Annotated in this window: 27 protein-coding genes; 10 read left to right on the forward strand and 17 right to left on the reverse strand. The window is 38.6% G+C overall.

Annotated features, from left to right (window positions below):
- Window positions 1-4: 4 nt before the first annotated feature.
- Window positions 5-490 (reverse strand): gliding motility lipoprotein GldH, encoded by a 486-nt coding sequence (locus P0077_RS07800; protein WP_276168557.1) that lies wholly within the window; start codon window positions 488-490, stop codon window positions 5-7.
- Complete coding sequence (locus P0077_RS07805; RefSeq protein ID WP_276168558.1) at window positions 483-1,748, reverse strand: PSP1 domain-containing protein; 1,266 nt, start codon at window positions 1,746-1,748, stop codon at window positions 483-485. The genes P0077_RS07800 and P0077_RS07805 overlap by 8 nt, the downstream gene beginning before the upstream one ends.
- A 174-nt stretch (window positions 1,749-1,922) precedes the next feature.
- Here P0077_RS07805 and P0077_RS07810 point away from each other — a divergent pair, with 174 nt between their 5' ends.
- Window positions 1,923-3,092, forward strand: a complete 1,170-nt coding sequence (locus P0077_RS07810) for an MFS transporter (protein WP_276168559.1) — start codon at window positions 1,923-1,925, stop codon at window positions 3,090-3,092.
- 3 nt (window positions 3,093-3,095) lie between these two features.
- Here the strand turns inward: P0077_RS07810 and trhO are convergent, their stop codons facing one another.
- Window positions 3,096-4,127, reverse strand: a complete 1,032-nt coding sequence (gene trhO / locus P0077_RS07815; protein WP_276168560.1) for an oxygen-dependent tRNA uridine(34) hydroxylase TrhO — start codon at window positions 4,125-4,127, stop codon at window positions 3,096-3,098.
- 614 nt (window positions 4,128-4,741) lie between these two features.
- On the opposite strand from trhO, the gene recA reads away from it, so the two are divergent.
- The 6 genes from recA (at window position 4,742) to P0077_RS07845 (ending at window position 10,586) form a co-directional block, all read left to right on the forward strand.
- Window positions 4,742-5,749, forward strand: a complete 1,008-nt coding sequence (gene recA, locus P0077_RS07820) for a recombinase RecA (protein ID WP_194525257.1) — start codon at window positions 4,742-4,744, stop codon at window positions 5,747-5,749.
- 152 nt (window positions 5,750-5,901) lie between these two features.
- Window positions 5,902-6,330 (forward strand): hypothetical protein, encoded by a 429-nt coding sequence (locus P0077_RS07825; protein WP_276168561.1) that lies wholly within the window; start codon window positions 5,902-5,904, stop codon window positions 6,328-6,330.
- 93 nt (window positions 6,331-6,423) lie between these two features.
- Window positions 6,424-6,996, forward strand: coding sequence for an RNA polymerase sigma factor (locus P0077_RS07830; RefSeq protein WP_194525259.1), 573 nt, complete (start codon window positions 6,424-6,426; stop codon window positions 6,994-6,996).
- Between the two features lie 56 nt (window positions 6,997-7,052).
- Complete coding sequence (locus P0077_RS07835; protein WP_276168562.1) at window positions 7,053-8,648, forward strand: outer membrane beta-barrel protein; 1,596 nt, start codon at window positions 7,053-7,055, stop codon at window positions 8,646-8,648.
- Window positions 8,649-8,705: 57 nt separating this feature from the next.
- Window positions 8,706-9,590: a LysR substrate-binding domain-containing protein gene (locus P0077_RS07840; RefSeq protein WP_276168563.1), complete on the forward strand. Its 885-nt coding sequence runs from the start codon at window positions 8,706-8,708 to the stop codon at window positions 9,588-9,590.
- Between the two features lie 75 nt (window positions 9,591-9,665).
- A complete protein-coding gene (locus P0077_RS07845) occupies window positions 9,666-10,586 on the forward strand; it encodes a YeiH family protein (protein ID WP_276168564.1) in 921 nt (306 codons plus the stop codon).
- On the opposite strand, the gene P0077_RS07850 is transcribed toward P0077_RS07845, so the two are convergent.
- A complete protein-coding gene (locus P0077_RS07850) occupies window positions 10,583-11,344 on the reverse strand; it encodes a lysophospholipid acyltransferase family protein (RefSeq protein WP_194525263.1) in 762 nt (253 codons plus the stop codon). The two genes, P0077_RS07845 and P0077_RS07850, sit on opposite strands and share 4 nt — an antisense overlap.
- 72 nt (window positions 11,345-11,416) lie before the next feature.
- Between P0077_RS07850 and trpS the strand changes: the two genes are divergently transcribed.
- Entirely contained in the window at window positions 11,417-12,385 is a 969-nt protein-coding gene (trpS, locus tag P0077_RS07855; RefSeq protein ID WP_276168565.1) for a tryptophan--tRNA ligase, read from the forward strand.
- Between the two features lie 182 nt (window positions 12,386-12,567).
- Here the strand turns inward: trpS and dprA are convergent, their stop codons facing one another.
- Window positions 12,568-13,671, reverse strand: a complete 1,104-nt coding sequence (gene dprA / locus P0077_RS07860) for a DNA-processing protein DprA (RefSeq protein ID WP_276168566.1) — start codon at window positions 13,669-13,671, stop codon at window positions 12,568-12,570.
- A gap of 105 nt (window positions 13,672-13,776) precedes the next feature.
- Between dprA and P0077_RS07865 the strand changes: the two genes are divergently transcribed.
- Window positions 13,777-14,736 (forward strand): HU domain-containing protein, encoded by a 960-nt coding sequence (locus P0077_RS07865; RefSeq protein ID WP_276168567.1) that lies wholly within the window; start codon window positions 13,777-13,779, stop codon window positions 14,734-14,736.
- 133 nt (window positions 14,737-14,869) lie between these two features.
- The gene (locus P0077_RS07870) at window positions 14,870-15,382 is read left to right on the forward strand and encodes an acyl-CoA thioesterase (RefSeq protein WP_194525266.1); all 513 of its coding nucleotides are present in this window, start codon (window positions 14,870-14,872) and stop codon (window positions 15,380-15,382) included.
- 7 nt (window positions 15,383-15,389) lie between these two features.
- Here the strand turns inward: P0077_RS07870 and P0077_RS07875 are convergent, their stop codons facing one another.
- From P0077_RS07875 to atpE, 12 genes are all read right to left on the reverse strand, one after another.
- A complete protein-coding gene (locus P0077_RS07875) occupies window positions 15,390-16,232 on the reverse strand; it encodes an aldo/keto reductase (RefSeq protein WP_276168568.1) in 843 nt (280 codons plus the stop codon).
- A 7-nt stretch (window positions 16,233-16,239) separates the two neighbouring features.
- Window positions 16,240-17,469 (reverse strand): murein hydrolase activator EnvC family protein, encoded by a 1,230-nt coding sequence (locus P0077_RS07880; protein ID WP_276168569.1) that lies wholly within the window; start codon window positions 17,467-17,469, stop codon window positions 16,240-16,242.
- Window positions 17,459-18,253 carry a lipoprotein insertase outer membrane protein LolB1 gene (lolB1, locus tag P0077_RS07885; protein ID WP_276168570.1) on the reverse strand — a complete coding sequence of 265 codons (795 nt, stop codon included), beginning with the start codon at window positions 18,251-18,253 and terminating at the stop codon, window positions 17,459-17,461. Before lolB1 ends, P0077_RS07880 begins: the two co-directional genes overlap by 11 nt.
- Window positions 18,254-18,267: 14 nt before the next feature.
- A complete protein-coding gene (locus tag P0077_RS07890) occupies window positions 18,268-19,209 on the reverse strand; it encodes a tetratricopeptide repeat protein (protein WP_276168571.1) in 942 nt (313 codons plus the stop codon).
- 44 nt (window positions 19,210-19,253) lie between these two features.
- Window positions 19,254-19,688, reverse strand: coding sequence for a dUTP diphosphatase (gene dut / locus P0077_RS07895; RefSeq protein WP_276168572.1), 435 nt, complete (start codon window positions 19,686-19,688; stop codon window positions 19,254-19,256).
- Window positions 19,689-19,734: 46 nt separating this feature from the next.
- Window positions 19,735-21,201 (reverse strand): lipopolysaccharide biosynthesis protein, encoded by a 1,467-nt coding sequence (locus tag P0077_RS07900; RefSeq protein WP_276169180.1) that lies wholly within the window; start codon window positions 21,199-21,201, stop codon window positions 19,735-19,737.
- Between the two features lie 80 nt (window positions 21,202-21,281).
- On the reverse strand, window positions 21,282-21,725 hold the full coding sequence (locus P0077_RS07905) for a hypothetical protein (protein ID WP_276168573.1): 444 nt from the start codon (window positions 21,723-21,725) through the stop codon (window positions 21,282-21,284).
- Window positions 21,726-21,866: 141 nt separating this feature from the next.
- The gene (gene atpG / locus P0077_RS07910) at window positions 21,867-22,727 is read right to left on the reverse strand and encodes an ATP synthase F1 subunit gamma (RefSeq protein ID WP_194525273.1); all 861 of its coding nucleotides are present in this window, start codon (window positions 22,725-22,727) and stop codon (window positions 21,867-21,869) included.
- 104 nt (window positions 22,728-22,831) lie between these two features.
- On the reverse strand, window positions 22,832-24,412 hold the full coding sequence (gene atpA / locus P0077_RS07915) for a F0F1 ATP synthase subunit alpha (protein WP_276168574.1): 1,581 nt from the start codon (window positions 24,410-24,412) through the stop codon (window positions 22,832-22,834).
- A 62-nt stretch (window positions 24,413-24,474) separates the two neighbouring features.
- A complete protein-coding gene (atpH, locus tag P0077_RS07920; protein WP_276168575.1) occupies window positions 24,475-25,014 on the reverse strand; it encodes an ATP synthase F1 subunit delta in 540 nt (179 codons plus the stop codon).
- Between the two features lie 66 nt (window positions 25,015-25,080).
- On the reverse strand, window positions 25,081-25,581 hold the full coding sequence (locus P0077_RS07925; RefSeq protein WP_276168576.1) for a F0F1 ATP synthase subunit B: 501 nt from the start codon (window positions 25,579-25,581) through the stop codon (window positions 25,081-25,083).
- 90 nt (window positions 25,582-25,671) lie between these two features.
- Window positions 25,672-25,863, reverse strand: coding sequence for an ATP synthase F0 subunit C (atpE, locus tag P0077_RS07930; protein WP_076453121.1), 192 nt, complete (start codon window positions 25,861-25,863; stop codon window positions 25,672-25,674).
- Window positions 25,864-25,890: the final 27 nt, after the last annotated feature.

Genomic DNA, 25,890 nt, shown 5'->3' on the forward strand with positions numbered 1-25,890 from the left:
TACGTTACTCGTTACTTTTTTCTATTTCAAACCCGACGTCTGTAACGCCTTTTAAATTTTCAACCCCGTTAACACTACCATTTTTTCGCATGGCATGCCAGATACGTAAATTATATACGCCAGAGGAAGGAAAAACGATGTTTTCCTTGTACCATAATTTATTTTCTTTAATGCTACCATATCCTTTTCCCAACCAAGTACCATCTGGTAAAGCCATCTCGTACTCCAACGTATCTTTCACCGTTTCTCCCGATGGAAATTCCAGTTCTGCAATTAAAAACAGGTTGTTGTACGGGAAGGTAGCGTCATTGCGCACGGTAATAAACATGTTATGTCTTTGTGTAGTATCTATTTCAGAAAACGAAAAAACAATGTTATCCGCTTTGCCCCATGAACCGCCTTTAGTAGCCTGAAATTCAGATTTAACCAAATTATCATTACATGCAAAACATAAGGCTACAACAGCAAAAACCAGTAAAAACCTAGCCATTTTTTTGCTGCCGTTTAGGGTTATTATTTCTCCTTCTTTTGTTCTTTGTAGCATTTGTTGCACTGGCAGGTTTATTGCCTCTATTCTTATTGTTGTTATTGTGGTTTCCGCCACTATTTGCTTTGGCTTTATTTTTCTTACGATTTCTATTTCTTGAAGATCGCTTAGGTCTATCAAAACGGGTAAGGCTATCTTGCCCAACCACATTCTCGAACACCTTTTCTTCCTTAACGAAATTATCTACCGTATATTCCTCTAGGCTGGCAACTTTTTCTTTCTTTTTATTTTTGGTAAGAATTTCCTGAACCTGCTCCTTGGTCAACGTATGCCAATTTGCCGGGTCATCTTTATAGGAAAACCAGAGCATTCCTTTGAAAATATCTGTTTTTTGGCAGAATGCGAGTCCTTTTTCAGTAAATAACCTAGTGTCTTGTGCAGGGAAATCTTTAAGCGCATCCAAATACATATCTAACTCATAGTTTAAACAACACTTGAGTTTTCCACACTGGCCAGCCAATTTTTGTGGATTTAATGATAACTGTTGGTAACGGGCTGCAGAGGTACTTACGGATCTAAAATCGGTCAACCAAGTAGAGCAACATAATTCTCTACCGCAAGAACCTATACCACCTAAACGTTGGGCTTCTTGCCGATACCCGATTTGGCGCATCTCGATTCTAATACCGAAAGCCTTGGCCATATCTTTGATTAACTGCCTAAAATCAACACGATCCTCTGCCGTATAATAAAACGTGGCCTTGGAACCATCACCTTGAAATTCAACATCTGAAATCTTCATTTGAAGCTTCAGAATAATCGCTATCTCTCTTGCACGCTTCTTTATTCCTTCCTCTCTGTCACGGCACTTTTGCCATTTATCAATATCGTTCTGCGATGCTTTTCTATGAATTTTCGGAAGGTTTTCATCTTTGAAATTCACCTTCTTTCGTTTCATTTGCACTTTTACCAATTCACCAACAAGGGTAACCATACCCACATCGTGACCCGATTGTGCCTGCGTCGCCACAATATCGCCTATTGATAATGATAAATTTTCGCTATTTCTAAAGAATTCTTTTCTACTGTTCTTAAATCGAACTTCTACGCAATCAAACGGCTTTTCACCATTAGGAAGCGACATGTTGGAAAGCCAATCAAAGACGGTTAATTTATTACAACCATCGGTACCACAAGTTCCATTATTCTTGCAACCAGAAGGTTGTCCGTCCTTACCGGTCGAACAACTGCTACAGCCCATATTTTATATGTTGGTTTGGTCTAAACGGGGGTTTTTGACCAAATAAGGTTCGTACTAATTTTATATGTAAAGGTACTAAATTTTTAATGTGATAGAAAGTTATCTCACTTAGGCGGGTTCTTCGTTCCTTTGTGCTCGTAAGCTCTATGTTCAAAAAAATAGATGCTCAGATTTATGGAAAAACAAAAATACCTAAGCAATACCGTTCTCTATCTCATGAGCCTATCGGCTGGCTTAATTGTGGCAAACCTCTATTACAACCAACCTTTGCTGCACATGATTTCAGTAAGTCTGGGGGTTACGGAATCTGCAGTGAGCAATATTGCACTGGCCTCTCAGTTGGGCTATGCATTTGGGTTACTTTTTGTAGTCCCTTTGGGTGATATGATATCCAATCAAAAAATATTGAAAATCGATTTTGTCCTCATGCTGTTATCCCTATTGGCTGCAGGATTCTCTACTTCATTATGGCTCCTTGTTATTGCCAGTTTCTTTATTGGGTGTACCTCTGCCCTGCCTCAATTGTTCGTTCCTATGGCAGCACAATTATCCAATGAGCAAAATAGGGGGCGCGCCATTGGCATAGTTATGAGCGGATTGTTAATAGGTATTTTAGCAAGCCGTGTCATTAGCGGTTTTGTAGGGGAGCAATTCGGTTGGCGCACCATGTATTTTGTAGCCACGGCAATGATGCTCATTCTCTTTATTGTTTTAAAATTAAAATTGCCACAGATCAAACCTGTTTATGAGGGCAGTTATAAAGACTTGATGAAATCATTAATTCATTTCTTTAAAACCGAACCTCCATTGCGACTTGCAGCAGTAAGAGGCGGACTTTCATTTGCAGGGCTGAGTGCTTTTTGGACGACTTTAGTTTTTCTAATGGAGGATAATTTTGGCTATGGAAGTGGTATTACCGGTATGTTTGGCCTTATTGGAGTGGTAGGTGCATTAGCAGCCACAGTAGTAGGAAAACTAAGCGACCGTATGAGCAAAAACCGAATTGTTATTATATCTACCTTAGTTTTAATTCTCTCTTGGGCGGTATTTTTGTTTTCCCATCACTCCATCATAGGCATTATAATTGGTGTTATCCTGGTAGACCTTGGCCAACAATCACTTCATATTGCCAATCAGAACATTATATTCTCCCGAAATGAGAACGCCCGTAACCGTGTAAATACAGTTTATATGGTTATCTTTTTCTTAGGAGGTGCCCTTGGAACCGTGTTAGGCGCTTACGCGTGGCAGCACTACCAATGGATGGGTGTATCCACTCTTGGTCTAATCCTTTCAATTGTATCACTAATAGTCCATCTGGGTTTTGGGGATAAGAAAATTTAAATCTTACTTTTTAAACTTTAAGACTTCTGACCTTCCCTTTTTGAAAATCTTGTTGCTAGCCCCTTTTCCTCTTCTCAGTTCTTTCTGTTCCTCAAAAGGCAAGGCATTTATTTCTTGACAACTGTCCGAACAGCAATTGTCCATCTTTTGGGCGCACTCATCACATTGAATAAACAAAAGGTGACAAGCTTCGTTAGCACAATTTACATGGTTGTCACATGGTTTACCACACTGGTGACAGCTTGCGATCACATCATCGGAAATCCGTTCACTGCGCCGGTGATCAAAAACAAAGTTTTTACCTAAAAATTTATTTTCAAGATTTTTACTTTTTACCTGGCGGGTATAATCTATAATGCCACCCTCTAATTGGTAAACCTGTTTAAAACCTTTGTGTTTATAGTAGGCACTGGCCTTTTCGCACCGTATACCCCCTGTGCAGTACATGACCAGCTTTTTATCCTCTTTATGGTCCGCAAGGTCTTTTTCAATAATATCCAATGAATCCCTGAACGTATCAACATCTGGGGTAATAGCATTTTTAAAATGACCAATTTCGCTCTCATAGTGATTACGCATATCCACCAATACCGTATCCGGGTCTTCTATAAGTTCATTGAATTTTTCAGCACCAACATGTATTCCTTTATTGGTAACATCAAAAGTAGTATCAACAAGACCATCTGCCACAATCTTTTTTCTCACTTTTACCTTTAGTTTTAAGAAAGAGAGATTGTCTTGCTCTATGGCGATGTTAAGTCGAACATTTTCCAAAAAAGAAATACTGTCCAAATGGGTTTTAAATTCTTCAAAATTTTCGGCAGGTACGGATAATTGGGCATTTATCCCTTCGTGAGCTACGTAAATTCGCCCAAGAACGTCCAATTCGTTCCAGCTGATGAAAAGATGATTTCTAAATATTTCCGGATTACCGATCTGTGCATATTTGTAGAAAGAGATAGTCAAACGTTCTTGACCGGCTTCTTCAATAAGTGCCGCTCTTTCTTTTGCACTTAAGTTATTGTACAGTTGCATGCTATACCAATGTTTTAAGTTTGTAAAGAATAATTTAAGTGGGCAAAGATAAGAAATATTGAGGATTTTTTTAATAACGGTAGAACGGAAGCAAAAAGACACACATCAACCGTAAACTACCTTGGGTAGATCCAAGAAACAATAAAATAGAATACACTTAGATTTCAAGTAAAGCATTGGAATATTCAACTTGATTATCGAGTAAAAAATAAAAAAGAGCCCTGACAAAATCAAGGCTCTTTATTGACCGTTCCAATTTTTCTTCTTCATAGCATCTTTAAAGAACATTAAAAAAGGAAACGATCACCATTGTCCCCTAAAACTAAAAAGGGGGCACTTATTTGAGTTAGTTTCCGATTAATTACCGGAACAATATTTTCAATAAGATACTACACCGCCTTCAAGGTTGCGTAATAGGAACAACTTTTTTAATAAACACTTATGTTTTAGACGTGTAACAAACAGATTCCTTACCAACCTTTATATTATTTATATAAATTTTAACGCATTGCGAACACACAAAAAACTAGCTGCCTATTTTTAGAAAATGAATGGCAGAACTGGCATTATGATAAAAGAAATGCTAATTTAGCATCCCTTAAAAAAAAGAAAATATGAGCTCGGAAAAAGATGCAAAACTAAAAGCCCTTAAGTTAACCTTAGATAAATTAGATAAGACTTACGGAAAAGGTGCCGTAATGAAAATGGGCGATAGAGTGGTGGAAGATGTTGAAATCATCCCTTCCGGTTCATTAGGCCTAGATATAGCCTTAGGCGTAGGTGGTTACCCACGTGGTAGAGTCATTGAAATTTACGGTCCGGAATCATCGGGTAAAACCACTTTGACCTTACACGCTATTGCCGAAGCTCAAAAAAACGGAGGAATTGCAGCTTTTATTGATGCAGAGCACGCTTTTGACCGTTTTTATGCGCAAAAGCTAGGTGTTGATATTGACAACCTGATTATTTCTCAACCGGATAATGGTGAGCAAGCATTGGAAATTGCCGATAACTTGATTCGTTCGGGTGCTATTGATATTGTTATTATTGACTCCGTTGCTGCGTTGACCCCTAAAAGTGAGATTGAAGGTGAAATGGGAGACTCTAAAATGGGGCTTCACGCAAGGTTAATGTCACAAGCACTTCGGAAGCTTACCGGTTCTATCAGTAAAACCAATTGTACCGTAATCTTCATTAACCAGTTACGTGAGAAAATTGGCGTAATGTTCGGTAACCCTGAAACAACTACTGGTGGTAACGCATTAAAATTCTACGCTTCGGTTCGACTTGACATTCGTAGATCTACACAAATTAAGGATACTGATGGTAATGTTCAAGGGAACAAAACCCGTGTAAAAGTTGTGAAGAACAAAGTTGCACCACCATTTAGAACTACTGAGTTTGATATTATGTATGGCGAAGGAATCTCTAAAGTCGGAGAGATAATCGACCTTGGCGTGGAGTATGAAATCGTTAAGAAAAGCGGTTCTTGGTTCAGTTATGGAGACACAAAACTAGGACAAGGCCGTGATGCCGTAAAGTCCTTGTTATTAGACAACCCAGAACTTTTTGAAGAATTGGACGGAAAAATCAGAGCTGCTATTAAAGCTCTAAAAGAATAATTAGGAACATCTTCTTTTAAGAGTACCTTGCGCCGTTATTATACGACTATTGATAATCGTATAATAACGGCGCAACGCTTTAACCTAAGCTTAAGAATACTTCACGCAACCCTTGTAACAATTTTCCATCTATTATAAAAAATTTGAATACTATGGGTAAATTGTACCTTAAGCTTTTAACAATTGCATGTGCGCTAACTACAGTATCTTGTAGTTTAAATGATGACGATATAAACTTTAAGTATACGCCTTTAGAAATTACAGGAGCCACCTTGCCCGATACCTTTGAACTCGGAGAAGTATATGACGTAAACGTTAACATTCTAAGAACTAACGATTGTAATTTATTTGATCGGTTTGATGTGACCCGTTCTTTTACGGACACTAGTCAAATTAGGACCGTTTCTGCCATTGGTATTGCTTTAGAGAAAGATTCTTGCGCCGAGGCTAATGATGAAATTGAAGATTTATTTCAGTTTGAAGTTCTTTATACCGAACCTTATATTTTTAGATTTTATACGGGCGATGATGTTGAGGGAGAAGCTGAATTTATAGAAATTGAAGTGCCAGTGAAAGAATAATTATCTTTAACCTAAATCGTAAGTACTTCACAAGAACTTTTTTAAGCAAGTATATAACGATTAACCAAATGTTTTAAAAAACACGCCGTCACTTTGGGTCTAGAAGAACTCATTATTAATTGCAAGAAAGGAAACCGCAAGGCACAAGAACAATTGTATCGCGATTATTCTCGCACCTTGTTCGGTATCTGCTTAAAGTATTCGCGTAACCGCACGGAAGCCGAAGACAATTTGCATGACAGTTTTTTGGTCATTTATGAAAAAGTGGGGCAGTTTAAGCACAAGGGCTCTTTTGAAGGGTGGCTAAAGCGTATTACCGTCAATACCGTACTTCAAAAATACCGTAAAGATGAGCCTTTAAGCTTAGTAAGCGATGCAATTGAAGATACAGAAACGGTATTGGATAGCAGCTATGAAAATTTAAGTTTAGACGTATTACTAAAACACATTCAAGAATTACCGGATAAATACCGCCTTACATTCAACCTATATGTTTTAGACGGGTATACCCACAAAGAAATCAGCGAGCTTTTAGGTACCACCCAGGGCACTTCAAAAAGTAATCTGGCCAGAGCACGCAAGTTGTTAAAAGAAAAAATAGAGATTACAAAGAATAAAGCCATCATTGGCCTACTCATCTTCCTTTTGATAGGATTTTGCGTTTGACCTGTGAAAAAGAGTACATCAAAAAAACAAAATACCAAGTACCTAAGCATTGAATAATGAGTAAAAAAAATATACAAAACCTGTTTCAGGAGAAGTTTCGCGACTTTGAGGAGGTGCCGGACCCAAGGGTCTGGACATCCATTGAAGCCTCTCTGAACAAGAAGAAAAAGAAAAGGGCCTTTCCTATCTGGTGGACCCTGGGCGGAGCTGCGGCGGCATTGGTTATTGGATTAGTTGCTTTCTATCCCTTTGAGACTAAAAACGAAGCTCCTAGTAGTTTCACAGATGTTGACCAAAAGGAAAATACAATTGAAAACACCCTTGAAAATACCAATGAGTTTATTTTAGACAACACAGACGAAGTTGCTGAAGGTGAGTCTAGTATATCCACAAATTCTGAAATAACCCCAGAGTCCTCAAATAAGGAAACAGAGCACAAAACTACGACTACTTTGAATGCTGATGAGATTCAAACTAATTCTCAAAAAAGTACGTACGAAAAGTCCGGTTTGAAATCAAATATAACTTCAGAAGTTGCTCAAACAGAAAAAAAACCAAATGGTACCCAAAATGCTAGAACCATTACGAGTACCTCTAACAAAGCTGACTATGCTTCGAACCTGGAGAAAGACAATCAACCTATAACAGCATCAAACCATTCTCCATCAAACGAAGAGCATATAGAAACATCAAAAACTAATGTTAGTGATGCAATCGGCATAGCTTCAAACATAAACAATGGAGATAGCCCAGCAACAAAACTGCGAAAAGAAGATGGTCCAGCTTCAGTCTCCGAAACAGAAATAGCAGAAAATATCACGTCCGTTCAAAAAGAGAAAGAGGAAAACGAAAAGAAATCCATTTTTGATGAAATTGAAGCTGAGGAAAAAATTGTAAGCACTGAAAAAACCGGTCGTTGGTCTGCAGGACCTAATGTTGCTCCCGTTTATTACAATGCAATTGGTGACGGTTCGCCAGTAAATTCCATTTTTAATGAAAATTCTAAATCCGGGAATACTAACCTTAGCTACGGTCTAACCGTCGCCTATGCTTTAAATGATAAATTAAGCATACGTTCCGGGGTAAATAAAGTAGACTATGGGTATGACACCAACGATGTTGGGTTTACCTCTACCTTACAAGAAGCCTCCTCAGAAAAAATACAGAATCTTAACTATGCCAGTACTGCAAAAAACATAGTGGTCACCGGCCAAAATAGTAATTTTAATAGTCTGGCAAATGCCGATGCTATGTTTGCTTTTGAAGTCACAGACGCTAATCCTAACCAAAGAAACGGCACCATGGCACAGCAATTTGGATATTTAGAAGTGCCTTTAGAGCTTGACTATGCATTGATAGATCGCAAATTTGGCTTGAATATACTAGGCGGTGTAAGCTCATTGTTTCTAATAGACAACTCCGTAACCCTTACATCGGGGGAGTTAACAACCGAAATAGGTGAAGCGAACAATGTGAACTCCGTTAACTTTAGTACCAACATTGGGTTTGGTGTTAATTACAAATTCACTCCTAAAATACGTTTTAACGTAGAACCAGTTTTTAAATATCAATTGAATACCTTCTCAGATGTATCCGGAGATTTCAATCCGTTTACCATTGGGGTTTACAGTGGACTTAATTTTAAATTCTAAATTTATTCTCAGCCCTTCTTTATTTTTAGGTAGTTTGCACACTGTAAAAACTAATTGATGAAACAGAAGCTTCAAATTTTTAAGGCGGTGGCATTTCACTCTAGTTTCACAAAAGCGGCAGAGCAACTTTTTATATCACAGCCAGCCGTATCCAAAGCCATCCGTACTATTGAAGATGAATACAAAACCACTTTCTTTCTTAGAAAACGGAATTCAATTGAACTTACAGAAGACGGAAAAGCTTTTCTAGTCTATGCCAATAGAATACTAGATATACATTCCGAAATAGAAAATCAGTTTCTGCATCAGAAAGAACATATTCCCGATTCCATTCACTTTGGAGCAAGTACCACCTTAATCAACCATATAGTTCCAAAGATTATTGCGAAATTTAGAACGCAGCATCCACATACCCATTTTGATATAAAAAGTGGCAATTCAGAAGAAATAGAAGAATCCATTCTAAACCAACAATTAAATTTTGGCATCACGGAAGGCAGCAACACCAACCGCAAACTGCACTATAAAAAATTTATAAAAGACGAAATTGTACTGGTTACCAGCGTCAAAAATTCGGCTTTCAAACAAAATACGATACCCACAGAGACCCTTCAGAAACTACCTATGATCGAGCGGGAAATGGGTTCCGGTACCAGAGAAATTATCTATGATTTTCTAAAAGAGCATCAGATTAAAAAACTGAACAACATTGTTACCCTAAATAGCACCGAAGCTATTAAACATTATCTCTACCACTCGGATACTTTTGCCCTACTATCCATTCATGCTATAAATGAAGACCTCATTGCCAATAAATTGAAAATTATAGACATTAAGAATATTACCATTGAACGTTGGTTTTACTTTGTTTCTAGAACAGGCTATCAATCTAACGTAATGGACTACTTTGAAAAATTCGCCAGAAACAACTATAACTTTTAGTTATTTCATATAGCATATTAAATTGCTTAAAAGTAATTTAACGCCCCTATTTTTGTATCAGTAAATGAAGTTGATATGAAAGATAGAATGACAAAAGCAATATTTATAGGATTAGCATTATTAGTAGTTAGCGGATGGGTAAATAGCCCTACGGCACTACTTCTTGGTTTTGGTTTTACCTTATTTTTTAATAACCCGTTTAAGGCATATTGCCATAAGGCCATTCATTCCTTTCTTAAGATATCTGTAGTAGGTTTAGGGTTTGGTATGTTCATAAAAGAAACCTTGGAGACCAGTAAAGAAGGTTTTACCTTAACTTTCTTATCCATTCTTTTAACCGTAAGCCTAGGCTTTCTCCTCACAAAACTTCTAAAATTAGACACCAAACTAGGACATTTGATTACCTCTGGAACTTCAGTTTGTGGTGGTAGTGCCATTGCGGCCATTTCTCCCGTAATCAACGCAAAAAGTAAAAGCATAAGTATTGCCTTAGGCGTCGTGTTCCTGTTAAACTCTGTAGCTTTATTTGTTTTTCCGGCTGTTGGGCATTACCTGCACCTCACTCAACACCAATTTGGACTCTGGTGTGCTGTGGCAATACATGATACAAGTTCTGTGGTTGGTGCCGCTTTAGGCTATGGTGATGAAGCATTAAGAATTGCTACTACCGTGAAGTTATCGCGTATGCTCTGGATTATTCCACTATCCCTTCTCTCTATGTTTGTTTTTAAAACCAAAGGCGAAAAAGTGAAGTGGCCGTATTTCATCCTTCTATTTATTGGAGCGATACTCGTAAACAGTTACCACCTTATCCCTGCACCGGCAACTAGTCTTCTAGTATCAGGCTCTAAACATCTTTTGGTATTGACCTTGTTTCTAGTGGGTTCGACTATTTCTATAAACGACTTGAAGAAAACAGGTATCCGTCCCATGGTTTTGGCCGTTCTTCTTTGGATATTTATTTCAGTACTATCCCTAGTCTATATATTATACTAGTCTTGGTTATGCAGCGGTTGTTTTATTTGAAGCTCATTCAAAATGACCGCTCTCACCTCTTCGCGTAGTCCCGCCTTATTCTCTTCGGAAAGTTTTTTAGTTTCAAAAAACCGATGCACTTTAGCACGAACCAGCCCAGGACCTCCACTAAAAAATGAAAATGAGAATCGCTTTTTGTTATCATAGAACGTCATGGGAACGACCGGTATTTTATGGGCAATAGCCATTCTGAAGGCTCCGTCTTTAAAATCATCCAAAAGAATGCTTTCATCATCCGGAACTCCACCTTCGGGAAAAATGCAGATACTCAATCCTTGGCTCAATCGTTTTTGTGCACGCCTGTAAACCGCTGTTCTACTCTTAGCGTCGCTTCGGTCTACCATAATACACACCCGTTTAAAGAAAAATCCAAAAAGGGGTATCTTCTGTAATTCCTTTTTACCCACAAAAACAAAAGGATTTTTGCTGATATAAAGCATAAGCATTATATCTAACATGCTGGTATGGTTTGCAACGAGCATATAACTTTTTCCCATCGTGATTTTTTGCTCCCAAGATATTTTTGGCGGACACCCCATTCCATACAAAATAGGCATGGCCCAAAGGTTTCTGGCCATCCAAAAAAACTGCGGATACCATTTCTCGGACAACGTACTCAATAATAAAAAAGGAAAAAACAAAAGGATGGGCAAGGCAACCAGAATATAGAACCAAATGCGGTACAAAGTATAGCCTATTTTTTTAAGTGGTTTGGGCATAAAATCAAAAGTAACAATTTTATGAGGTATAACCCATTTCTTTTATCTTTGGGCTTCTTTGAAAATAAGCAAATGGCAAGAATTTTAACAGGAATACAAAGTACGGGCACCCCACATTTAGGAAATATCTTAGGTGCTATCATACCCGCGATAGAAATGGCTCAAGACCCAAAGAACGAATCGTTCTTGTTTATAGCGGATATGCATTCGCTCACCCAGATTAAAAATGCGGAAGAATTACGCAGAAATACCTATGCTATAGCTTCTACTTGGCTTGCTTTTGGACTGGATATTGATCAAACTGTTTTTTATAGACAGAGCGACGTACCGCAGACTACGGAGCTTTCCTGGTACCTAAGTTGTTTTTTTCCGTTTCAGAGGCTCACCTTGGCGCATTCGTTCAAGGACAAAGCAGACCGCTTAGAAGATGTTAACGCTGGATTGTTTACCTACCCTATGTTAATGGCCGCGGATATTCTTTTATACGATGCCAATATTGTACCCGTTGGAAAAGACCAGATGCAGCATCTTGAGATTACTCGTGATGTAGCTTCTCGTTTTCATGCACAACTGGGAGAAACCTTTGTTCTACCCGAAGGTAAGGTTCAAGAAAGTACCATGTACATTCCCGGTACGGATGGAGAGAAAATGAGCAAGAGTAGGGGCAACCTGATCAATCTTTTTCAGACCGATAAAAAACTAAGGAAACAGATCATGGGTATACAGACGGACAGTACGCCTATGGAGGAACCAAAGGACCCGACTAACGACAACGTTTTTGCCTTATATAAAATATTAGCCGCTCAAGAACAGATTGAAGAAATGAGTGCCAGCTACCTTGCAGGAAACTATGGTTATGGCCATGCCAAACAAGCGCTTTACGAAGTTATTGTAGATAAGTTTGGTGATGCCCGTGAGAAGTATGAATACTATATGAACAACCTTCAAGAAGTGGACGAAGCCTTGGCCATTGGTGCTGAAAAAGCACGTAAAGTTGCCGATGGTGTTCTTGAAAGAGTACGCGAAAAATTGGGTTATTAAATTTTAACAGAACCGACTCATGAGTCGGTTCTGCTTTTAGAAGGTGATTTTACACTTTACTTTTTAGCCGATTTTTAGAAGTTTTTTATCGATAAAGGTCTATAGTACCAACCTTTCATGCTTTAAGTATAAATGTACAGACTAGCTGGTCGGTAGTTTTCTATTAGAAATTTATGTTTTTGTTAAATAGCTTCATACAGTTTTCCCGGTAAGGGACGAATGACTCCTTTCATTTCCATATTTAACAATGTTGATGAAACTTTAAAAATAGGCAACTGGCATTCAAGGGCAATACTATCCAACAACTGCTTCCCATCTTTTTGCAAATAATCATAAATAGATTGCTCCGTTGGCTCCAGTTCTATAAAGAGTTGTTTTTGAATTGTTGGTGTGGCTTTTTTGGCAACGTCCCATCCTAACAAATAAATCAAATCCGCTGCCGAAGTTAACATGTGAGCCTTTTGCTGTTTAATGAGATTATTGCATCCAGAACTGTACTTATCTTTTGCTCTTCCCGGTACGGCAAAAACGTCTCGGTTATAACTATTGGCAATATCCGCAGTTACCAAACTACCTCCTTTTTCTGCCGATTCTATAACTACCGTGGCTTCGCTCATCCCGGCAATAACGCGATTTCGTTTTAAAAAATTTTCTCTATCCGGATTGCTTGAGCTTCTAAATTCGGTGTAGAAACCACCATTCTTTTCTACATCCAGAAGGTACTTACTATGTACTTTGGGGTAGATTTGATTGAGCCCGTGCGCCAAGCAGCCAATAGTCTGTAAACCATGTTTCACAGCTGCTTTTTGAGCTGTAATATCAACTCCATACGCAAAACCACTAACTATAACAGGGTCCAACGGGGCAATGTCTTCTATGAACTTCTCGCAAAATGTAGTTCCATAACTGGTTATGTTACGCGTACCAACTATACTTATCAATTTGCGCCCCTCCAAATTAATGTTTCCCCTCTTATAGAGTAAAACTGGGCTATCAATACAATGTTTCAAGTATGACGGATAATCCGCATCCATGAAATAGGAGAATCCTATTTCATTTCGTTTAATATATTCATACTCATCAACTGCAGATTCTTCATGCTCCCCATCATATAAACCTTTTAAAGCATGCGTGCCTATACCGTCAATTTTTAAAAGATTCTGTCTTTTCTCTTCAAAAACAGCTTGCGCACTTCCGCAGTGTGCAATTAATTTTTTCAACGTTACATCACCAATTTTTGGGGCACCTTGCAGGCGTAAAACTGCAAGCAATTCATCTGTAGTCATTTATAAGGGCGTCAAAGTTATCCACAAAATACACAAATTATAATGTTAATAAAAAGTTATGTGGGCTCTGGTATGACCCTTTATTTTTTTTCATATTTGCGTTAAATGGGACTAGAACGCTATATATCTGAATTAATGTATCGCTACAATTGTGTAGTCGTGCCCGGTTTCGGAGCTTTTTTAACAGAGCAGAAATCGGCCGTAATACATGAGAGTACAAATACTTTTTACCCACCTGTAAAGACGGTTTCTTTTAACCAACAACTGCTGTCAAACGACGGACTATTGGTTTCTTATGCCGCTGAAACAGAAAATGTTTCTTTTGAGGAAATGCTTACACAAGTTGGCGAAATCGTTAGCGAATGGAAAGCGGACCTTAAAAAAGGCAATCAACTAAGATTAGCAGATATTGGAACACTTTGGTACAGTGTAGAAGATAAAATTCAGTTTCAACCCTCAGGAAATGTCAATTATTTGACGTCTTCTTTCGGAATGTCTTCTTTTGTTACGGCTCCGGTAACCCGCGAAGTTTTAAAAGAAGAAGTCGTACAATTAGAAGAAAAGATTCCATTTGCTTTTACACCGGAGAAACGTGAAACCCTAACCCTGCGTCCTTATTTAAAATATGCTGCAGTTGCATTAATTGCATTAACATTGGGAGTTACGGGATTTCAATTTTATAAATCTAACGAGAACAATCAGCAATTAGCTCGTCAGGAAGCTGAACAACAGGTTTCAAAACGCATTCAAGAAGCTACTTTTTTTGATGCACAGCCCTTAGAATTGCCAACGATTACACTTAAAACCTCTAAAAAAGAATCAGCAGAGAAAGCTGTGGAACGCATGCACCATATTATTGCCGGAGCATTCCGTTATCGCACAAATGCAGATAGGAAAATAGAGGAACTTAAGCAAGAAGGCTATAACCCTTCTTATATAGGCACAAACCCTTTTGGCCTGTATTTGGTTGCTTACGATAGTTTTACCGATTCTAACAAAGCTTTGGATGCGCTTCGTGAAATTAAGCTGACCCAAAAAGATGCTTGGTTAAAGTCCGGTCACTAACCCCAGTCCTCACATTTAATCATTTACAAAGAAAAGACGCATTTTACGTTTTTTTAATATCAGCATTTGCTTAGCGCAAAAGCTTATGATATGATGCCCGCTAAAAAAGGTATCTTTGCCCAAAAATTGAAGTATGCAGGCTAAAAATCCCCGTGATTCTAGAACCGTAATGACCGATATGGTACTCCCAAGCGAGACCAACCCCCTCAATAATTTATTTGGAGGAGAGCTTTTAGCTCGTATGGACCGTGCTGCCAGTATTGCTGCACGCCGCCATAGCCGCCGTATTACCGTTACCGCATCTGTAAACCACGTGGCGTTCAATCAATCTGTTCCTGTAGGAAGCGTCCTTACCGTAGAAGCAGCGGTTTCGCGTGCTTTTAGAACCTCTATGGAGGTTTATATTGATGTTTGGATGGAAGACCGTTTCACGGGCGAACGCTCCAAGGCCAACGAGGCTATTTACACCTTTGTGGCAGTAGATGATACCGGAAGACCCACTATAGTCCCCCCTTTACAACCAGAAAACGAGCTAGAGCAAGAACGCTTTGAAGGCGCCTTGCGTAGAAAACAGCTCAGTCTAGTATTGGCCGGTAAAATGAAACCTAACGAGGCCACAGAATTAAAGGCCTTATTTACAGAATAACCACTCCTTAGAAATCAAAATTATCTGGGTCAGGTCCGCTGCGCTCTCCTTTATCTAGGCCATCTAGATATGCCACATCGGCTTCCGAAAGTTCAAAGTCGAAAATATCGGCATTGGACTTGATCCTATTTTCATGTACCGATTTTGGAATGGCTACAATACCTTTCTGCAAATTGTACCGTAAGATTATTTGTGCGGTAGATTTTTGATACTTCCCGGTGAGTTGTTTAAATTCCTCAGATTTGGAGTCAAAAACTTCCCCCTGCATAAAAGGAGACCAAGATTCATATTGAATACCTTTAGCGTTACAGAAATCAATAAGTGTCTGTTGCACTAAAAACGGATGAAACTCCATCTGGTTCACCATGGGAACAATCTCGGCAGTCTCCAATAAATCTTCTAAATGATGCTGCAAAAAATTACTCACTCCTATAGCCTTAATTTTCTTGTCTTGATAAAGCTTCTCCATGGCTCGCCACGTATCCTTGTATTTTCCGGCAACAGGCCAATGAATTAAATATAAGTCGAGGTAATCCACCCCCAAACGCTCTAAAGTCTCTTCAAAAGCTTTTAAAGTACTTTCATAGCCTTGGTCTGCATTCCAAAGTTTTGATACCAAGAAAATCTCCTCTCTTGCCACATTGCTTTCAACAATACCCTTGCCTACTCCTTCTTCATTTTTGTAAGCCGAAGCCGTATCTATGTGCCTATAACCGGCATTCAACGCATTCCTTACCGCATCGATCACCTCTTGGTCATTATCTGCTTGGTACGTACCTAAACCTAGGTACGGCATTGCTACATTGTTACTTAATTTAAAAGTGCCTTGTAAATCTGTTATCTTCTTCATAAAGTTCTTATAATTGGTACACCCACTCTTCCGGATTTAACTTTGAAGTGTTTTGGTGTAAGTAAAATTTTAATTTTGTCTGTCCGTTAGACCGATTGGTATAAATTTCTCCCAACTCGGTTTTAGCCTCAACTCTATCCCCTTTTTTAACGTATAAATTAGAAAGGTTATAATAGGTGCTGATAAAGTTACCATGCTTCAGCTGTACGGCCTTGTTTCCGCCCGGAATAGAAAGAATAGCTATTACCTCTCCCCTAAAAATAGCTCGGGCTTTTGCGCCTTGATCGGTAGTTATTACCACGCCATTGCTTTGGTGTTTTATACCAGGGTAAATAGCATCTGCATACACTCCAAAACCTTGACTTTTGAAACCCTTCTCCACCGGCCATATTAATCTGCCCTTGTTTGCCGTAAAGCTATTTGCAACGATTGCTGCCTCAGGGGTTAACAAAAACTTGCTAGGGTCATCGCTCTTTTTATCGGCATCTCTATTTGCTGATGCAATGGCTTCACGAATCAATCGCTCAATCTGACGGTCAATTTCTTTTGCTTGATTCTGCTTATCACGAATTTGAGCTGCAAATTTTGTTTCACTTTTACGAATAGTTCCTAATAACGCCTGATGATCCTCTTTTTCTTGAGTCATGGCCCGCTTGGCTTTGAGGTTCTCAGCAACCAAACGGTCTTTTTCCTTTCGTTGTGCCGTAAGGCCGATATTCAACTTACTCAGTTCTTCGGTCTTCACGACAATGGTCTCGCCTTGCTTTCTCCTAAACTCGGTGTATTGTTTAATATATTGAATACGCTTAAATGCCTGATAAAAATCGTCTGAAGCCAAAAGAAACATCAACTTACTTTGTTGAATTTTACTTTGATATCCCTTTTGAATCATCATTGCATAATCATCTTTGAGCTTATCCAACTCATCCCTTAAATCTGAAATAACCTTAATATTGGCATTAATTTTTCTATTGAGGAGATTTGATTGCCTATTGGTAACATTAATCAGCTCTTGGCGAACCTTTATTTTATTATCCAAGGCTTCCATCTGATCAATGACATTCCCTTTTTTCTTCTTTTGATCAAACAGTAAATAATTGATTTGCTCTATCTCTTTCTGCAATTTTTCCCGTTTAGCCTCTAGTTCCTCCTGCTCTTCGGTCTGAGCATAAGCAGGGCTCCATCCGGACAAGCAGAATAAAAGAAAAACAACGATGTAACGCTTTTTACTTAGCATCGTCCGTTAATGTGATTTCTTTAAAACCTTTCGGTATTTTATATGGAAAGTTCATCGGCTGGTCAAATTCAATACTCTTATATTCAATATCGACCGTATTTCTGTCATCACCTTCAATAGCAGCAACAGCAATACGTTGTGGAAGAATGTACTTACCAATCTGTTGATAGTCCGTATAGTTCACCTGCAACAATCGTTTCTTTAAAGGTTGGGATAATTGTTGCGAAGCCATCTTGAAGTTTTTGGGCTCTACTTGAAACATCACCTTAAACAAATCCATTGCTTTTTTCGGTTTCAACTGATAATCACCGTTCACAACGGAAGCGTCATACTTGGCTTCTTTCAGGTCAAAAAGTGCCTGCCCCATTAACAAGTTCTGAACCTGCTCAAAATCTAGCTCAGTGCCCAAAAACTTACTCAGGTAGGCAAAATTACCATCAAAATATTCATTCTGGAGTTTGTTATAAAAAGTAACCCTACCCGGAGTAATATACGCTTTTACCATGCCAAGGGGAGCGCTCATCCAAATAGCTTTATCCTTTTCCATCCTGAGACTTACAGAAACTCCTTGTGAGGATTCGCCATCTGAATAATCAATACGCATTTTACCGCTCAACGTATTGAAATTGGTAGTATTGGCATAATGATTTTTGACAATTGCTTTCGCCGAAAGACTGCCATCTACCTTTCCATCAGCCAGCACTTTGTTTGATTTACAGGAAAGAAAAAAGGATATTGAAACGAGCGCCATAAAGCGCAAAGCAATTCGTAAGGGTAACGCCATAATCTTTGTTAAGTTTAAAACCCAGGTTTTATCTTACGAAGATACATATTTGCCTTGACTGAATTGTTAATGGAATTATAAGCATCTGCCAGCTCCTTATAAAATTTGTTGGCTAGTGCTATGTCACCCACCAAATAGTCCAAACCCGTTTCTAACGACTCAATAGCATCACGCGGTTTTGATTTTTTATTGAAGGCGTAGCCCTGAGCATAGTAAAAATAAGGTTGGGACGGATAACTTTCCAATGCCTCTTCCGCCACTTGGTCCAAAGCCAAATAATTATTGCTCCTTAGCATACCTTGAATGCGGGCCTTAAACTGCTCAAAAGAACCTGATGCCTCCCTATTCTCATTTGTAACGGAGAAAGAGCTTCTAGTAATTGCGGCTTCTTGGGTCTCTATTAAATCCTCAACTTTTACGGAGAGTTGTTGGGTAAACCCAGATTTTGGGGTTTCTTTTAAAATTGCCTGTGCCGCCTTTGCCCTTCCTTTTCTATAATATACCAATGCCAAGTTCTCTTTAAACTTGGAATTGTCAAAAGGCAATTGTGCCCTTAAAGCTTCTATTGGTTTTTGTTGCTTCTGTAATATTTCTACATACGTATTTGTATACCAAAGATTGTCCGGTTCCGCTAAAACGGCGGTTAAAGCATAACCTTCGGCAACGGGATATTGTTTTTCTTTTAAGTACAATTGGGCAAGTTCATGGTCTACTACATAATTGTCCGCATCCAACTGTTTGCAGGCCAACATGAGGTTAATGGCCCTATCATAATTTTCAATTCCTTTCTGCTTTAAAGCTTCAAAGAATTTCTCTTGAAAATCATCCGAATAATCGTCTAAAAAGATTTCTGAACTTTGATTTTCATCAATCACAGGTGTTTCTTGGGCACGCATTGAGAGAGAGGTAAATAAAATTCCTCCGAAAAAAGCCGATATGATAGGACTTGTTTTCATTCTACACGTAAGTCTACACCTATAAAACCCTTAATTTGATTTTTTTATTTTACTCCCGTACTACCAAACCCACCTTCTCCTCTTGTGGTTTCAGACAATGTTTCAACCGCAATCCACTCCGCCCGTTCATGCTTGGCTATGACCAGTTGAGCAATACGCTCCCCATTTTCTATAGCAAAACTCTCGTTGGACAAATTGACTAAAATCACACCAATTTCTCCACGATAATCAGCATCTACAGTACCGGGCGCGTTAAGAACCGTGATTCCTTTTTTAGCTGCCAGACCACTTCTTGGTCTTACTTGGGCTTCAAACCCCACAGGAAGCTCAATAAACAAGCCCGTTTTAATAATAGCTCTTTCCAAGGGCTGTAAAGTTACGGTTTCAGTAATATTGGCTCTTAAGTCCATTCCTGCAGAAGCTCCAGTTTCGTAATGCGGAAGGTTATGTTGCGACTTGTTGATTATTCTTATTTGCATACTATTTGTTTAAACGTAAAAAATATAGATTTGATTCTGTTGAATGTTAACTTTTCCGTTTTAGAAAGATTTCCTTCAGTTTATCATTTTCTAATTTGTACACCAAACCTAAGAACAACAAAAGTAAAATACTTCCTATAATTAAATTCCTATTGAAAACATAAAACGAAAGCGCAGAGAAAAGAATTGAAAAACCTAGATAGAATAAAATTTTTCTGAAGTTATACGGAACCGGATATCTTGATTTACCCAAATAATACGAAAGTACCATCATGTTGCCATACGCCATAACCGTAGCGATAGCACTGGCCATATAGCCAATATACGGAATGAATACGTAATTTATAACGATTGTTATAATTGCTCCAAAGACCGATATAAAAGCACCATAGCGCGTCTTGTCCGTAACTTTATACCATACCGACAGATTGTGGTAAATGCCTAAAAAGAAACTTGCCAACAAAATAATCGGCACCACGGACATGGCCTCCCAATAGGCAGGATTTTTAACGAACAATACTTTTAGAACATCGGCAAAAACAACAACTCCCAATAAAATAACACTTCCCAGAACCACAAAATAATTGGTTATCTGGGCATATGCCTTTTGCGGATTCTCCGTGCCGGCATGGCTAAAAAAGAAAGGCTCAATACCCATACGGAACGCAGTGGAGAACAAAGTCATAAACAATGCCAGCTTTACACAGGCATTGTACATTCCCACTTCTTTGTTGGCAATATCCTCAGGAAGCAAAGCCTCTAGCATTACCCTATCAAAAACTTCGTTAATGGTAAATGCTACCCCAGCAACTAATACGGGAATCGCATATTTCATCATTTGCTCCCAAAGCTTTTTATCAAAAGTATAGCGACTGATCAAATACGGCTTCAACATTAATAAGAGCGTTACACCACTTGCTACAAGGTTGGCTATGATAATATATGAAATTTGAAAATTAGGCCTGTACAATGCAGCCAATAACCCATCAGGATTATCTGCTGCCACACCGGGCAATATCAAAAGGAAGAAAATATTCAGTCCAAAATTGATTACAACGTTCAAAATCTTGACCACTGCATACTTAAGCGGTCTTTCATTGGCACGCAACCATGCAAATGGTATAATGACAAGGGCATCTAACGAAAGAATGAAAATGACGTATTTAATATACTTAGGGTCAATGTTCAGAAGGCTTGCCATTCCATCCTGAAATAACAATGAGAACACCATAAAAACCATAGTAGACCCCAAAATGGACATCAAGGAAGTAGATATTACAGTTTCCTTGTCTTCTGACTTACTATAAAATCTAAAAAATGCAGTTTCCATACCATAGGCCAAAACCACGTTGAACATAGCAAAATAGGCAAATATAACTGCCAACTCACCATAAATTTCCGGAGGCATAGCATCTGTATGCACCCGCACCAAGAAGAAAGAAATCATTCTAGGCAATACAGTGGCAAGACCGTAGATAGCCGTTTGTTTGAACAATTTTTTAAGCGGATTCAATAGCGAAGTATTTAAATCCAAAAGTACCCATTTAAAGGGATGTAGCAAAGGGAAGTTAAACCCCGAAGACTTTCTTTTTTCTAGCGGCTATTTTTTTCGTCTAAATTGGCGTAGGAAATAGGAAGATTCTGTTGAATACCATTAATTTGGTAGTATTTTACTTTATCCTTTTGCATATAACTTATAACCGCTTGGGTTTCGGTCAGCTCAAAAGGAAACTCTTCAGAACTTTGGACTTTTCCAAACTCGGATATCCCAATGATGCCCTTATCGGTAACTTCAATAGAAATAGGTGCCATTTTTCCGTTGTAGTAGATATTCTTTAAATCGGCATTATCATTATCTAAACTTAGCACGGTAATTACCAACTCATAACCGTCCTCCTCTAATGGTTCTCCAACGGACCATTTTTGAGCATAGGCTTCTCCTAAACTAAAAGGCGCCATAGTTTCCAGTTTCTTTGTTGACCCACAACCCGTAAGGAAAAATAAGCTTAACCCTAAAATATAGATATATTTTTTCATGATAGTTTTCGTATTGTATTTGGCAATACATACGCATAAAGCGTGCGCAAAGACTATCCTAAAAAAAGAAACCCCACATAAATGTGGGGTTTGTTAACCTATATGTATCTACGATGACTAGGTCAAAGCTGATATATTGTATTAATTATTTAATGCTTCCGCACCACCAACAATCTCCAAGATTTCGTTGGTAATTGCAGCTTGTCTTGCCTGGTTATAAGACAACTTCAATTGATCTCTTAAATCTGTTGCGTTATCCGTTGCTTTATGCATAGCGGTCATACGTGCACCGTGCTCACTGGCAAAAGAATCACGGATACCTTTGTACAACTGTGTTTTCAAAGACTTAGGAATCAGTTGCTCAATGATTTCTATTTTTGAAGGTTCAAAAACGTAATCATTACTCAAATTGTCTGCCCCTTCAACCGGAACAATTGGTAAAAACTGCTCGGTCATTATAATCTGCGTTGCCGCATTCTTGAACTTGTTATACACAATATCAATACGATCATAGTTCCCTAAGGTGAATTGCTCCATTAAATCTTCGGCTATAGCAGATACGCTATCAAAATTTAAATCGTCATAAATATCACTATGATTGGCAATCACATTTGACCTTTTTACCAAGAAGTCATTGGCTTTCTTACCTATTGCAACAAAATCTACCTGCTTACCAGCATACTTCTCATTAATTAAAACAGTACACTGTTTTAAGATATTAGAGTTAAAAGCACCTGCCAAACCTCTGTTTGAAGTTATGGCAACCACCAAGACTTTATTTACCTCTCTTTTCTCAGCATATACACTACCAGAATCCGAATCCAAGCTTGCACTTAGCCCCTGTAACAACTCAGTAAGCTTATCGGCATAAGGTCGCATTGCAGTAATGGCATCTTGTGCTTTCTTCAACTTTGCAGCAGACACCATTTTCATGGCACTGGTAATCTGCATGGTTGATGATACCGATGCTATTCTGTTTCGTATTTCCTTTAAGTTCGCCATTCTTTAAATAGTATTTAGCATTTAGCAGTTTGTAGTTCGTACCCTCGGCTTTACACCTGTACCAATTACTTTGTAATTAATACTCGGGTACTTAATACTCCTTACTAGTTTCTATATTTACCTGAAAGGTCTTTTGCTACAGCAGTCAAAACATCCGTTACCTCATCGGTAAGTTTACCAGACTTTAATGTATCCAATACATCTCTGTGCTTCGCATTCAAGAACTCTAAGTAATCTCTTTCGAATTCCTTTATCTTCTCTACTGGTACGTCACGTAACAAGTTCTTAGAACCTGCGTAGATAATCGCAACCTGATCTTCTACAGTATAAGGATCGTTTTGCGCTTGCTTTAGAATCTCTACGTTACGACGTCCTTTTTCAATAACGTTCAATGTAGCAGCATCCAAATCAGAACCGAACTTGGCAAAAGCTTCCAATTCACGGAACTGCGCTTGATCCAATTTTAAAGTACCAGATACTTTTTTCATGGATTTAATCTGAGCGTTACCACCTACACGAGATACTGAAATACCCACGTTAATAGCCGGTCTTACACCTTGGTTGAATAAATCCTGCTCCAAGAAAATCTGTCCGTCCGTAATAGAAATTACGTTCGTAGGAATATATGCAGAAACGTCACCCGCTTGAGTCTCAATAATAGGAAGTGCAGTTAAAGAACCACCACCTTTTACCATTGGCTTCAATACATCTGGTAAATCGTTCATGTTCTTTGCAATATTATCATCATTGATAACCTTTGCCGCACGCTCTAACAATCTAGAGTGCAAGAAGAAAACATCCCCTGGGTATGCCTCACGTCCCGGTGGTCTTCTCAAAAGAAGAGATACCTCACGATATGCAACCGCTTGTTTTGACAAATCATCATAGATAATCAAAGCTGGACGACCCGTATCACGGAAATACTCACCGATAGATGCACCTGTAAAAGGAGCATACACCTGCATTGCTGCAGGATCGGAAGCATTTGCAGCAACAATAGTAGTATATGCCATTGCACCTTTATCTTCTAAAGTCTGCGCAATTGCAGCAACAGTAGAAGCCTTCTGACCAATAGCAACATATATACAATATACTGGCTCACCAGCATCGTAAAATTCTTTTTGATTCAAGATGGTATCGATGCAAACGGTAGTCTTACCTGTTTGACGGTCACCAATTACAAGCTCCCTTTGACCACGGCCAACAGGAATCATAGCATCAATTGCCTTAATACCAGATTGCATTGGTTCGGTTACCGGCTCTCTAAAGATAACACCTGGCGCTTTACGCTCTAATGGCATCTCATATGTATCACCAGAAATAGGTCCTTTACCGTCGATTGGGTTACCTAAGGTATCCACAACACGACCAACAATACCTTCACCAACTTTTACAGAAGCAATACGTTGCGTACGTTTAACCGTATCTCCTTCACCCACAGATTTAGAAGGTCCTAAAAGAACCACACCAACGTTATCTTCTTCCAGGTTAAGAACGATACCTTCTAAGCCTCCTTCGAATTCTACCAATTCTCCATATTGGACATTTGATAAACCGTAGACCCTGGCGATACCATCACCAACCTGCAGTACTGTTCCCACCTCGTCTAATGAAGCGGTGGCTTCAAATCCTGATAATTGCTCCTTTAAAATTGCTGATACCTCAGCGGCTTTTACTCCTGCCATTGTTTTAGATATAAAGACGAAAAGATGAAAGACAAAAGGCTTTTATCGACTCGTTATTGATATTATAAACTACTTGTAAATTCTCTTTTAATTGTATTCAATTTGCTTGAAATGCTAGCATCATATTGTAAATCACCAACACGTAAAACAAATCCTCCAATAATGCTTTCATCTATTTTATTCTGAATAGTTATCGCATTACCGGTTATCTGAGCTAATTGCTTCAGCACTTTTTTCTCAAGGTCTGCACTCAATGGCACAGCGGTAGTAACATAAGCTACGCCCTCACCTTTTAAATCTTCATTAAGAATGATATATTTTAAAGCTACTTCGTTTAAAATAGATATCCTTTTATTTGAAACAAGTGTGTTGATCAAACCTAAAGTAACCTCATTGCTCCCTTTAAAAACAGCAGCTAAAGCTTTCTTTTTGGTTTCCCCATTAACTACAGGGCTAGCCAACATGGCCCTCAACTCCTTACTATCGGCAATAGTTGCCACAACCGAACGCATGTCTTTTTCAACTGCGCTCGTAGCTTTGTTCTGTACCGCTAGGTCCAAAACCGCTTTTGCGTAACGTATTGCTGCTCTAGAATCGCTCATTTTTTATTTTGTTTTATTGTCTTGCTACCCGAAATTCATCGGTCTAACAAAAAGCAATATAGCTACTTAATTCAATTTAACATCACCCAACATACTTTCAACCAATTTTAATTGTTGGTCTTTGTTGGATAGTTGTTCTTTTAAAACCTTCTCGGCAATCTCCACAGAAAGTTCGGCTACTTGGTTTTTGATATCCGCCACAGCAGCTTTCTTTTCGCTTTCGATAGCAGCTTGAGCTTGCTTTAGCATTTTATCACCTTCAACTTTAGCTTGTTCTTTAGAATCTGTGATCATCTTATCCTTGATCTCACGAGCTTCTTTTAACATAGCTTCACGCTCGGCACGAGCTTCTTTTAACAACTTATCGTTATCAGCTTGCAAGTTTTGCATTTCTGCACGCGCTTTTTCAGCAGCTTCCAATGCACCATGAATACCTTCCTCACGTTCGTTCAAAGAAGTTAAGATTGGTTTCCATGCAAATTTCACCAATAGGAAAATCAAACCTAACAATAGTATTGTCTGAACTACGAAAAGACCTGGTGAAAAATCGTTTAATAAAGTTTCCATATATAATATTACTTTAAAATTCTAAACTTGATTAAAAACATTTCCTGCAACCAACCGTTACAGGAAAATGTTTTTTTGGTTTTTAAACCCTTAAGCTTTACCTAAGAACAAGGCACCGAATGCCAAACCTTCTAAAAGTGCAGCAATGATAATCATCGCAGTTTGGATTTTTCCTGTTGCTTCTGGCTGACGAGCAATACCTTCCATTGCTTTTCCACCAATTTGACCAAGACCGATACCTGCTCCGATTACGATTAAACCAGCTCCAATTAAGTTGTACATAGTAATTGATTTATATAATTAAATTAA

The organism is Zobellia alginiliquefaciens (genome assembly GCF_029323795.1).
Lineage (GTDB): Bacteria > Bacteroidota > Bacteroidia > Flavobacteriales > Flavobacteriaceae > Zobellia > Zobellia alginiliquefaciens.